Source organism: Dermabacter sp. p3-SID358 (genome assembly GCF_025147465.1).
Taxonomy (GTDB): Bacteria; Actinomycetota; Actinomycetes; order Actinomycetales; family Dermabacteraceae; genus Dermabacter.
Genome location: NZ_JALXOZ010000012.1, coordinates 62,263 through 74,155 on the forward strand (window position 1 = coordinate 62,263; position 11,893 = coordinate 74,155).

Annotated in this window: 8 protein-coding genes; 3 read left to right on the forward strand and 5 right to left on the reverse strand. The window is 63.2% G+C overall.

Annotated features, from left to right (window positions below):
- Window positions 1-170 precede the first annotated feature (170 nt).
- Together M3B90_RS06910 and M3B90_RS06915 are read right to left on the reverse strand one after the other, a co-directional pair.
- A complete protein-coding gene (locus M3B90_RS06910) occupies window positions 171-1,865 on the reverse strand; it encodes a GTPase family protein (RefSeq protein ID WP_259889297.1) in 1,695 nt (564 codons plus the stop codon).
- On the reverse strand, window positions 1,862-3,643 hold the full coding sequence (locus tag M3B90_RS06915) for a dynamin family protein (protein ID WP_259889298.1): 1,782 nt from the start codon (window positions 3,641-3,643) through the stop codon (window positions 1,862-1,864). The genes M3B90_RS06910 and M3B90_RS06915 overlap by 4 nt, the downstream gene beginning before the upstream one ends.
- Before the next feature lie 147 nt (window positions 3,644-3,790).
- Between M3B90_RS06915 and M3B90_RS06920 the strand changes: the two genes are divergently transcribed.
- On the forward strand, window positions 3,791-5,197 hold the full coding sequence (locus M3B90_RS06920) for a TrkH family potassium uptake protein (protein WP_259889299.1): 1,407 nt from the start codon (window positions 3,791-3,793) through the stop codon (window positions 5,195-5,197).
- Window positions 5,198-5,216: 19 nt separating this feature from the next.
- Entirely contained in the window at window positions 5,217-5,885 is a 669-nt protein-coding gene (locus M3B90_RS06925; RefSeq protein WP_259889300.1) for a TrkA family potassium uptake protein, read from the forward strand.
- Window positions 5,886-5,927: 42 nt separating this feature from the next.
- Here the strand turns inward: M3B90_RS06925 and proC are convergent, their stop codons facing one another.
- Genes proC through M3B90_RS06940 form a run of 3 tightly spaced genes read right to left on the reverse strand, consistent with a single transcriptional unit; the run spans window position 5,928 to window position 11,443 of the window.
- Window positions 5,928-6,767, reverse strand: coding sequence for a pyrroline-5-carboxylate reductase (gene proC / locus M3B90_RS06930; protein WP_259889301.1), 840 nt, complete (start codon window positions 6,765-6,767; stop codon window positions 5,928-5,930).
- A gap of 21 nt (window positions 6,768-6,788) precedes the next feature.
- Window positions 6,789-6,962 (reverse strand): hypothetical protein, encoded by a 174-nt coding sequence (locus tag M3B90_RS06935; RefSeq protein WP_259889302.1) that lies wholly within the window; start codon window positions 6,960-6,962, stop codon window positions 6,789-6,791.
- Entirely contained in the window at window positions 6,959-11,443 is a 4,485-nt protein-coding gene (locus tag M3B90_RS06940) for a hypothetical protein (protein WP_259889303.1), read from the reverse strand. Before M3B90_RS06940 ends, M3B90_RS06935 begins: the two co-directional genes overlap by 4 nt.
- A gap of 194 nt (window positions 11,444-11,637) precedes the next feature.
- On the opposite strand from M3B90_RS06940, the gene M3B90_RS06945 reads away from it, so the two are divergent.
- The gene (locus tag M3B90_RS06945) at window positions 11,638-11,853 is read left to right on the forward strand and encodes an antitoxin (RefSeq protein ID WP_259889304.1); all 216 of its coding nucleotides are present in this window, start codon (window positions 11,638-11,640) and stop codon (window positions 11,851-11,853) included.
- Window positions 11,854-11,893: the final 40 nt, after the last annotated feature.

An 11,893-nucleotide genomic window follows, 5' to 3' on the forward strand; every position in this document is an offset into this window, starting at 1 on the left:
CGGTGGCCGGCACGCGCCGAGCGCAGCCGGGGCGGCCACCCTCGCGGGGCAGCGGCCACAAACACAGACAATGCACCATTTTAGCGCCGCAGCCCAATGCGCTCAAAGGTCATCCGCGAAGCGTGAGGGGCTTCACGCGCGCGAATTGAGCAACGATCCTTGGATCTTGCCTAGGTTGACGCGATGAGCTCAGCAAGGGCACTTTCAAGGCGCGACGCCCGGTCGAGCTCATTCTGGGCACCGGCGACGACGGTTCGTTCAGCCGCCTCGCGAAGCGAAGAACGCAAGGCCCTGCGGATTCGACGCTTGCGTGAGCCTGCAACGATCGAATTGAGAAACGCCGCGAAAATTCCGAGCAGAATTCCAAGGCCGAGCCCCGCGATGATCATCGCCGTGGGCACAGGCACGGGCACCCATAAACCCTCGAGCATCGGCATCGGCGGCTTCGGCACCTGAAGGAAATCGAAGCCTGCGAGCGCCAGCAGCCACACGAGCCCAGCGATGGCCGTGAGAAAAGCGAGCCACTGCACGATATTGAGCGGAAGCCATGTCCAGGACTTCTCGGATCCGCGAAAGTTCGTGTGGGTGAGGGCGTAATCGACTTCATCGGGCAGCGTCTCTTTTTCCTTATCGAGGGCGTCCGTGAGACGGCCCGGCCACGGGTGAGGCGCGTCGCCCGCGATCGACAACGCGAATTCGTCGACCGCGCGATTCATGCGCGCGCGAGCGCCGGGCGCATCGATGGAGAGCGAGGATCGCGAAACGAACTCCTCATCCGAGTCGCCTTTGCGGTGCCTGTTGCTTGCGCGCCCGATGCGCATCCTTTCGAGCGGGTCAACCTTGAACGACCCTATCCAGCGAAGCGCCGGCCATCCGGTGTGGCGGCCCGCGCGGGTTCGGTAGCTCTTCGCCACCGCCTCGGAAATCTTCTCGACCTGGGCGGCGCCCGCACATGCTTCCTCAAGCCGGTCAACCTCGAAAGTGGGAACTTCGCGAGGGAGCGAAGGGATCTCGACGGACTTACGCGTGACGGTCACACCCACCGCCTCCGCAATCATTTCTCCCTCGGCACGGGCGTCCGCGAGGAGGCGTTCGAGAACCGCGCGCTTCGATTCAACGACCGAGGCGATCTCCTCACGTAAGTTCGGAAGTCCGGTGCCGTCGACCGCGCTGACAAGCAACACCTGGGCTTTGGCGAGGCCGTCATCATCAAGCAGAGCCTTCATCGAGGAGCGCACGGCCACACCATCTGCTTTCGAGAGGCGGTCGGCCTGATTTACGACCACGATCGTCACCGCGTCGTGGCGCGCGAAGCGGCTGATGAACTCGGTGTGTAAAACGGCATCCGCGTATTTTTCGGGGTCGGTGACCCACACGAGCACGTCGACCGTCCCCGCAAGGCGCTCAGCAATCTCGCGGTTCGCGCTTTCAACGGAATCGAAATCGGGCAGGTCCACGAGGATCGCCCCTTGCGGGAGCGAGCCGCGCCCCACCGTGTGCCTCTCGCGAATCTCGAGCCAATCGAGGAGCGAGGCGGCGGAGCTTCCTCCGTACTCATCCGCGACCTCCGGGAGCACAGCGAGCGCGGTCGAGGTCGTGGGGCGCCTGTGCGCGACGCGCGCGATTTCTTCGCCGACGATGGCGTTCACAAGCGAGGACTTCCCCGAGCCCGTCGATCCAAACAGGCCGATCACAGTGTGTTCGCTCGAATGTTCGAGGCGCTCCGTGAGCCGGGCACGCGCAGCCCGCGCGCTCTCGAGCGCAGTATTCGAGAGGAGAAGTTCAGCCTCAGCAATCGCGCTTGTCAGGGCTTCGACGGCCGCATCAAGCCGACCGCGCGCTTTCGAAACGGATCTCGCGCTCATTCCCGATCACCTCGCGCGCGAGGAGCGGAAGCGCCGCCAAGGCTCTCGATGAGCGCGCGCACAGAATCGGCATCGGCTCGGATAGCGCTCGAAGGAGTCGTGATGGGTTGTGCTGCAAGCGCTTTCGCGAACGCCGTCGCTTGCGCATCCACGACATTTCCAATGCGTGAATCGAGCATCGCACGGGCCTTCTTCGCGAGCCTCCTCACGGCCTCGTCGCCAAAGATCGATTCGAGAAGCTTTTGCCCCACGAGTGCCGTTGCCGTTCCCGCGCCGACCTCCAAGCCCGTAGGCATAAACGCTGTCGACGCAAAGACGACGACCATGAGAGCAATACCGACGACATTGACCCCGAGCGACAGCACGCGCGCCTGCGTACGGCGATCCGAGCCTTCGGTCTGGACGAGTTCGAGAACGTCTTTTTGCCAGGCCCGCACTTGATCCTCGACCGTGCGGCGGAAGTCGTCCGGTACCTGCATGAGTGTGACCGCGAGGCCTGGACTCGACTGCAAAAGGGACGTTCCCGCAGCGTGCGAATTCCAGGCGCGCACCGTGCGCGAGCGCGCGTGAGCAACCTGGTCGATGACGACGGTGACAAGGCCTGTCTCGATCGCGTTTTCCGCCGCGTCGACAGGCCGCGTGCGCCCTGTGATCGCGGCCGTGAGGCGATCTCTCGTGCGGGAGATCCACCCCTGCACACCTTTGAAGAACTCCCCAGTGCCCACGACATCCTGCCAGCGTGCAAGCACCTCTCCGCGCAAAAGCGCTCCGTCACGCGTGAGGCTGGAGATCGAATCTTTTGCCTGATCGAACTCCGCGCGCGCGAGAGCCGCGAGCCGATCCCGCTCTTCTTCCTGCGTGCCGATTGCATCGGCAAGTTCATCGAGCGATTGTGCTGTCGCAACGAGCGCACCGCGAAGCGTGCGCCGTGCAATCGCCGAACGCGCCTCCTTGTCCCGCGCGAGCGCCCCGAGCCACGCCGAAAGTTCGCGCACCTCATCCGTGTCGAGAAGCTCTGTGTCGCCGAGTTCTTGCTCGTGGATCGCAAGCAACCGCTCTGTCACCACACCTCTCTCGGCGAGCATCGCACTCAAATGCGAGGTGAGATCCTCCACTACGCCGTCCTTGTGCGGGATGCGGTTCATCACCACAATGACCGTAACTTCACGCTCCGCTGCCTGAGCGAGCGCGAGCCACGGAACCGCGTCCGCGTACCGGTGTGCGGTTGTCACAAAGATCCACAGGTCGGCGGCACGAAGCAGCTGTCCGGCAAGCTCGCGGTTTTCGCGACTCACGGAATCGATATCGGGCGCATCCAAAAGAGCAATCCCTTGGGGCACTCGCTCACTCTCGACAAGGTGAAGCGCCGTACCAATACCCGTTCCACGCTCGCGCGCCTCTGGGCTCGATGCGCTCATGTGCACCCGCGGAAGCGACGGCAGAATCCTCTCGCCTTCAAACCACGTGGTGTCGGCCGGGTGATGCACGAGCACGGGCTGGCGAGTCGTGGGCCGCAGCGCTCCGGCACGCGAAATGCTCTCCCCTACGAGCGCATTCACGAGGGTTGATTTTCCCGAACCAGTTGAACCGCCCACGACTGCAAGCAGTGGCGCCTCGAGCGAGGCAAGCCTGGGCGCGAGGTGATCTTCAACCTGCTGAGCGATATGCCCAGCTTTCTCCCGGGCCTCAGCCGCGCCTGCGATGTCGAAAGGCAGGCTCGCCTCGCGCGCGTGCCGTGTGAGCGGCGCGAGGAGGGAAGAATCCGCACGTGCATCCATGGCATAAGCCTACCGAACGGGATCTCAACCGCGGTGCGGCAACCGTCGGACCTCTATTCCGCCCCCGGACCTCGCAGAAATACCCCGATGCGCCAACGGGGGACTAGAGTGAACGCGGCCCCACTTCTCGCGCCGAAAGGAGGCTCCGTGGGAGCGCCCATCGTCCCCCGCCAAAAGCCGCGGCGCCGCCTGAACGCCATCACCTCCTTCATTTCTGGTCTCGTGCGCGAAGCAGCCCGCACCTCCCCTGCGCGCCTCGCATTGTTCGTGTTCACGTCAATGATTCTGCTGTTTACGCTTATCCTCGAACTACCGATCTCGAGCGTGTCAGGCCAACGCACCCGCTTCGTCGATGCACTTTTCACCGCGGTAAGTGCCATGTGTGTCACGGGGCTCGTCACCGTTCCTACGCAAACCCACTGGTCGGCTTTCGGTCTCATCGTGCTCATGGTCGCGATCAAGGTCGGCGGCCTCGGCGTTCTCACGCTTGCCTCCCTCCTTGGCCTAAGCGTGATGCGGCACATGGGTCTCGCCCAGCGCATCGTTACCGCTCGCGAAACTAAGGCCGCGAAGCTCAGCGAGGTCGGCGGCGTTCTTCGCACGATCGTGCTTACTTCGACCGGCTTCGAGGTCGCGACTTTCATCGCTCTCGTGCCGTTCCTCATGCGGCACGAAGCAAGCCTCAAATATGCCCTTTTCAATTCAGTGTTCTACGCAATTTCGGCGTTCAATAACGCGGGATTCATTCCCGAGGTGGGCGGCATCGAGCGTTATCTCGGCGATCCGTGGTTCTCCATCCCTATCGCAACCTCCGTGTTCGTAGGTGCGCTCGGCTTCCCCGTGATCCTCGTGCTCGTGAGGAACTGGCGCGCGCCCGAAAACTGGAGCCTCCACGCAAAGCTCACCATTTGGACCTCGAGCATCCTCTTCGTCGCGGGCTCGATCGGGATTCTCCTTTCCGAATGGGGCAACCCCGCAACGCTCGGCGAGCACACCTTCGGCACGAAGCTGCTCTCGTCAACTTTTGCGAGCGTCATGACCCGCTCGGGCGGCTTTTCGACCCTTGATATTGGGGCGATGAATACCGACACGTGGCTCATCATGGACGTGCTCATGTTTATCGGCGGCGGCTCGGGCTCAACGGGCGGCGGCATCAAGGTCACAACGTTCGCGCTTCTCGTCCTATCCATCGTTGCGGAAGCGCGAGGAGACCGCGACATCGAAATCTTCGGCCGTAGCATTCCCTACGACACGATTCGCCAGGCCATCGCCGTTCTCGTGATCAGCGTGCTGTTCGTCGCGATCGCGACCTGGGTCATGCTCCGCCTTACCGATTATCCGCTCGACCAGGTGCTGTTCGAGGTCCTGAGTGCGTACGGCACCGTGGGCCTCTCAACCGGCATCACGAGCGACCTCAGCAACGCCGCCAAATACGCCATCATCGTGTGCATGTACGTGGGTCGCATCGGCCCTATGACGCTCGGTGCTGCACTCGCCCTTCGCAGTCGCCGCAGGGTGATCCACCTGCCCGAAGAGCGGCCCGTCGTCGGCTGAGTCCGCTAGGCTGGAGCACATGGCAAACTCCCGCTCCTTTGGCCGCAGCGTCCTCATCGTCGGCCTCGGCCGTTTCGGGGCGTCGATGGCCCTCAATCTCGAGTCTCTCGGCACAAACGTTCTCGCGATCGATAAACGTGCCGATCTCGTCCAAGACTATTCGGGAAAACTCACCCACGTTGTTGAAGCGGATGCCACGAATATCGAGGCACTGAACCAGGTCGGCGCCTCTAGCTTCGATGTTGCCGTCGTTGGCGTGGGCACCTCGATTGAGGCGAGCGTGCTTATTACCGCGAACCTCGTGGACCTCGCGGGCCCGGTCATTTGGGCGAAGGCAATTTCCGTCGCGCACGGCAAGATTCTTGAGCGCATCGGCGCGCACCACGTCGTATTCCCCGAAAAGGACGCTGGCCAGAGGGTCGCCCACCTCGTCAACGGTCGTCTCCTCGACTACATCGAGTTCGACGACGGCTGGGCGATCGTCAAGATGCACCCGCCGCGCGAAATCCAGGGCTTTTCCCTCGGTGAATCCGACATCCGCACGAAGTATGGCGTGACGGTGGTCGGCGTGAAGTCCCCCGGGCGCGACTTCACCTACGCGGAGCCGGACACGGTCGTCTCCTCGCACGACACTCTCATCGTCTCGGGTCACACCGAGCTGATCGAGCGATTCTCCAACCGCCCGTAGCGTGAGCTCTCGGGATCGGGGGGTCCGACGCTTGCTTCGTCCCTAGCGCTCTTCCATCTTTCGTGACGTGTCCGCAGCTGCCCTCATACCTCGCGCCATAAGCGCGCGGATCCCACCTTCTTCAAGCGCGGCGATAGCCTGTGCGGTCGCGCCTCCGGGCGAGGTCACGGCGTAGCGAGCGCTCGTGGGCGCCTCCCCCGTCTCGTGCAGCAGAGTCGCGCTTCCAAGCATCGTTCCCACGACGAGGTCTGTGGCGACGGCGCGCGTGAAACCCTCAGCGACGGCTTCGTCGATCATGGCTTCGGCGATGAGGAAAAAGTACGCGCTCGCACTCCCCGCCGCGCCGATAACTCCGTGAACCTGGTGTTCGGGGATCTCGACGACGGTCGCGGATTTCTCGAAGAGCGCGCGGGCGAGCTCCCGTTCGCTCTCGCTCGCGTGCTCGCCGGGCATGAGGCCCACCACCCCTTGGCCGACGGCGATGGGCGTGTTTGGCATTGCGCGCACGAGCGCCTTATGGCCGTCAAAAGCGTCGCTCAGCGTGTCGAGGCTTGCGCCCGCGAGAAGCGAAACGATGAGCGTCCCTTCCTGCACGTGGGGTGCAATTTTCGGGGCCATAGCTTCGAGGTGGTAGGGCTTGAAGCCGAGCACAATCACGTGAGATTCGGCCACTGCGGTGGCGAGGGTGGCGTCGGACCCGAAGAGTTCGAACGCGCTCGCCGCGCCGATCTCCCGCGCTGCCCTTGACGTGGACTCCTCGCTCGAGTTGAAAAGAACAAGCCGGCGTTCGCTCACGCCTGCCTTGCGGATCGCGCGCGCCACGGCGCCGCCCATGTTGCCGGCGCCGATCACGGTCACGGTGAGGTCAGTGAGGTTTGCCATCGCGCGCTCCTTGCTCTTTCGTTAGCGGCCCCAGTGCGGCGGGACATCCCGCATGAGGCGTTCGTCGTTGGAATCATCGCCTCTGTCAGCCTTCGCTCGCGTGGGAATCACGCGCTCTTTCGGCGGGGCGACCTCGATCGGTTTACCCGTGAGGGAGGAGACGACGGGGCGCCGGACAGGCTTCTCCTTGTTCACCGCGCCTCGCCTTCGCTCTGCTTCTCGAGGTAGCGGCGGATCGCTGCCGAGACCGAGACGTCGAGAAGCACGCTGCGCTCGGTGAACGCGAGGAACTCGCGCACCTCGGAAGCGAGCTGTTCCGAAAGACGCGCCTGGCCATCCGAGCAAATGTAGGCGACGACTTGATCGAAGTCGTCGGGGCCGTAAAAGCTCAGCGGGTGGCCCGCGGGAATCTTCGGCTTCGGGAGGCGATGGCGTGCGGTGCCGCGCCCGATCTTGAGGTCCTGCTGTTCGAGGTAATCGTGGTAGGCGCGCTCGACGCTCTTGATGACGCGTTCGGCCTCGCCTTCCGGATCAATGAACAGGGCCCACGACCACACTCGTTCAACTGTCCAGCCGGCAGCCTCAAGTCGCTCAGCACCCAAGCGGTCACGTTCACGCTGGTCAGCGATTTCGCGGTAGCGCGGGCCGTCGGTTGCAACGGCGACGAGGTAGCGCCCCGGAAGCTCCGGGTGAGCGATCGCAAGCTCAACGCGCTCACTCGAGAGTCCATAGTCGAGCTCAACAGTGTAGCCGGCGCGCCACAGGCGGTCGGCGAGATCGGCGACGAGCGCTTCTGAGCTGTCGGGGATCTCGGGTAGCTCGGGCGAGCTGGACTCGAGCTCGGCCTCGGGCGCGGCATCCTCTTCGGGCTGGCTTTCGGGTGGCGCATCTGTGCCTTCTCGTTCTTCGCCCGCCTCGGTTTCTTCTGGGGCATCGTCTTCGGCGAGGGAGGCGTCGGAATCTCCCCGAACCTCGTAGGGTTCCGACGGTTCCTTATTCTCAGCAATGCTGGCGTTGTCCAGCACATCTTGCGAGAAGCCCGCCTCGAGGAACTCGAGCAAAAGCCGCAGGTCGCGAGCGCCGTCGGTGCGGAGCCTATCGACCTCGAGATCACTACTTCGCACGGCACTCACCACACTCGTGTGGAAGCGCGCGCGAGTAAGAAGCGTGAGGAGGGCGCGTCGGCCAGCGCTGGTCGAGAGCGGGCCGAACCGATGCAGCAGACGATCGTGAGGCGTGAGGCCGAAGCCGATCGAAACGATCACGTCGTCCCGAACAACAGATGCAGCCGCTTGCGCGGGCACGACCGTAAAGAATTCTTCGCGCTCGGGATTGAAGAAATCGTGGAGATCGGGAAGACGGCTCACGGATCGCATGATCGAGTCTCGGACGGCCTTCGCATGCGTGGGCGTGAAGGTCATGACCGCGAGCGAACGCTCGGGGTTATGCCGCGCGTGGTAGATCACGAGGTCGGTCACGCGACGCAGCTCAGCTTCGGTCGATTCGACGAACTCGGCGCCGTGGCTCACCGGACCGCGACCATCGGGGACGTAAATGAAGGAATCTTCGTCAATATGCTCCGGGCTCGGCGGCGCGAGAAGCGCACCCCACCCGGTATCGAGGGCCCTAGCGCGATTCTCCACGAAGCGTCGCACTCCGCCCGTCGCTGGATGCGTGTCGCGCACGAGACGCAAAACGGGAGCCACCTCGCTTGCCTCATCCAGGAGGCGTGCCATACCGGAGTGGTGGGCGCGCACATCGTCGCCGTCGACGAAGTCGAAAGGGTCACCCACGATCACGGCTTGGCTCGCACGCGAAAGCGCGGGAATTGCGGCGGCCGTGGGCAGGCGCGCTGCGTCTGCGAGGATCACGAGATCGAAGTGACGACCGGAGGGGATCATTTGCGGCACCATAAACGGCGAGGCCAGCCACAGTGGCCGTGCACGGAACATGATGTCCTGGTACTTGGCTGCGGTATCGCGCACGCTCATCGTGCCGGGTGTGTTGAGTTCGATGATCGCGCTGCGTGACGTCTCAGGGAAACGCTTCATGGTCTCCACGAGCAGCTCATCTACGCGCTTGCGCACGCGAAAACGGCCGGCCTTGAGGTGTTGCTCGTCGAGCCGACGGTAACGCTCCGCTACTTGCGAAAGCTTCGTGCCGTCGTATTGCGAGAGGGTTGGTTCGGCACGGGCGATGAACTCGAGCACGCTCACCCACCACGCAAGGTTCAGTTCAGCTACGGCGAGCTCGGCGGTCATTTCCGGCCCGCGAATGTCCTGAAGGAGCGCTCCGAAACCTTCGAACTCAAGTTCGCGCATCACCTTTGTGCGACGCGGAAGCACATCGAGCACTTCGCTTCGCGCGTGCAGCTCTTTCATGCGTTCGTGAAGCGCGGCAAGCTCCGTATTGTCGAAGTCAGTGCCCTTTTCGGTGCCCGCGAGAAGAACCTGCAACTCATCGAGGCTCTTCTGCGTGCTGCCAACGAGAGCCTCGACCTCCCCGAGAGACTTCGGCACCACGGGTGTAAGACCCGAATCGGTTGCGATCGCATCCCACTGGCGGTGGATATCTTGCGCGGCGAGGAGGTGAGCGCGAAGATTCTCCGTGTTTTCCGACGGTTGCAGCATCGATTTTGCGAGCTTCTTCCAGCGGCGACGCTCGCCAAAGCCCATGGTGACGCCGTGTTCTTCACGGTAGGCCTTATCTGAAACGGCAGCGAGAAGCATGTCGATCTTCTCGTTGAAAAGCTCGGGGCGCACGTGACGGAAAAGGGAACGCATCGCGTCAAGCACGCGCACCGAGTGACGAAGCTCCGCAAAGCTCCGCGCGTTTTCGAGGTTGCACGGTGCACCGAGCGCCGAAGCGTGCTCCATGAGCTGCGGAAGCGACACCTCATCAAGCTCCGTGACGAGTTCCAGCGCTCGCTTTGCCTGCTGATCGCTCGTGATCGACGCCCCGTACCACGGAGTGTCCTCGGGCACCATCGTGAGGGCGCCGGATTCGACGGCCTCCCGCATGAGCTGCTCATAGCGGGCGCGGTCCATCAAGATCGCTTGAGCAACATTTGATGTGAGGCGCACTCCGGTTCGTGGCGCCGGGCGGCGACGCGCTAAGTCGGCGAGCTCGTTGATCGCTTCGTGGGCGCTCACGCCCCACGGTTCTTGAACGCGGTGCATCGCTTCGACATGCCCTGTAAGCACTTCGCGCGCCTTAGCGAGGCCATCGGGTTCGCCAAGGCTTACGGGCGGAACGAACGAGCTCGCTTTCGCAAGCGAAAGCAGCATCGAGCGGCTCGCTTCACGCTGCAGATGGGGATCGGGGACGAGGCTGAGAAGGATGTCTTCGAGGCCTGCCTCGTGGACCTCCCCCTGAAGCTCTGCGAGGCGGATCGCGCTTTGCGATACGAGAAGGACCCGTTTGCCGGCCGCAATCTGCTCGGCCGCAAACGCCACGACCGTGCGCGCAAGGGGACGGCCTGGGGCACCGTGAACAACGAGCGCGGGACGGTTCTGAAGATTCTCAGCAATGAGACGCGCGTCGGAGTCGGCGCTTGCGACCGACACGGGCACCTCGTGCGATGTGAAAGTTTCCGCCACGAGTTCTTCTTGCGATTCCTTATCACCTGCGAGCGCTCCAACAAGCGGCAGATCCGCGAGATCAGTCGCGGGCACATCGAAGTCTTCGAGCATGGGGCCCGATGCGTCCACGAGGTTGCCCACGACTAGCGCGTGGGAGACACGGAAGCCGGGCAACGGCTCACCCAGGGAGCGGAACGCATCGAGCACGGGCTGCGGATCGAAGCCATGATGGGAGTCGGTCAGTTCAAGAAGTGCACGCGCATCGATCAGCACGCCCTCGTCGCGAAGGGCTCGAAGAACGACCGGGTTGAGGTCAACCGCGGCGTCGAGATCGATATCGATGTCTTCGCGCGCGCCGCCGCGCACGTGAAGGTTGAGGGGGCGCAGCAAGAGCGGGGCGTGCACCTGCTCCCCTGAAAGATCGGTCCACGTAGCCTCGCCAATCGCGAGGTGGCACGTTGTGAGCCCGCGGTTCTCAGCGTGATCGAGGGCGCTTTCGCGAATCTCAAAAGCCACTTCGCGGGCGCGTTCGAGAGACGCCTCTTCACGCACGAGGGACGACAGTCTCGTGGAGCCGCGGCTCGCGAAGAGATGAGCGAGCCCCTGAGGATGCGAATTCGTGAGATCGAGAAACACGCCGGAGCGCATGTCGGTAAGGAAATCGTGGTCGCCTGCGAGTGAAGCGAGAGCCGTGCGCCAGGTCGCGAGCGACTCTTCGATTCGCTCTTCCCGGCTCGCTTCCGTCACAAGCACACGCGACAGGGCACCCTGAAGGTCCGTTTCGTCCGGGTCACTCTCGAAATCAGCCGGGGTGAAAACGTGCGCACCCGTGTCATCGACGCTACTTTCTGCGTAGTCATGCGACGCTTCCCTCGAGGTTTGCGGGTCGCGAATCTCGATCGTGGGCTCGTCGACGGCGCTTGAGCCGCTTTCATCACTCGTGTTTTCACTGCTCTCCGCGTCCTCATTAATCTCGGGGCGCGCGGACTTTCCAACCCACTCGTTCTCTTTGCGCGCGCGGGCGGTCAGCGCGTCAGACTCGGCCTTTTTACTGCCTTGAGACTTCGCGCGTTTTGAACGTCCAAACCAACTCACCTTCCCACGGTATCCGAGCCGACGCCCCAAGCCGCTGAGGCGGGCATGTGGCGCGCCACTCCTTACCGCATTTTTACCCTTGCGCTCTCGTGCATCCCCACGTTCACGATCCCTCCAGGTTTCTTCCCTAGCGTTTTCGTCGTAGCTTCCACTCGGGAGGCTCACACAGTTGAGACTCTAGGAAAGGACTTGACATGGGATTCGATGATGCACTGAACAAGGCCAAGGGCGCGTTCGAACAGAACGAAGACAAGGTCAAGGATTTCGCCAAGGAGCACGACTCGAAGGTTGACGGCGCGATCGACCAGGCCAGCGACAAGGCCAAGGACGTCGCTCCCGACCAGCTCGGCGACAAGATCGACGGCGGTGCCCAGCAGGGCAAGGACGCTTTCGATAAGTTCCATGGCTGATCGATTTTGACTCGTCGCTCGCGCTTCGGCGTGAGCACCG

Coding starts and splice junctions, on each gene's coding strand:
- M3B90_RS06910 (WP_259889297.1), bottom strand. CDS start 1,865: ATGAGCGCGAGATCCGTTTCGAAAGCGCGCGGTCGGCTTGATGCGGCC.
- M3B90_RS06915 (WP_259889298.1), bottom strand. CDS start 3,643: ATGGATGCACGTGCGGATTCTTCCCTCCTCGCGCCGCTCACACGGCAC.
- M3B90_RS06925 (WP_259889300.1), top strand. CDS start 5,217: ATGGCAAACTCCCGCTCCTTTGGCCGCAGCGTCCTCATCGTCGGCCTC.
- proC (WP_259889301.1), bottom strand. CDS start 6,767: ATGGCAAACCTCACTGACCTCACCGTGACCGTGATCGGCGCCGGCAAC.
- M3B90_RS06945 (WP_259889304.1), top strand. CDS start 11,638: ATGGGATTCGATGATGCACTGAACAAGGCCAAGGGCGCGTTCGAACAG.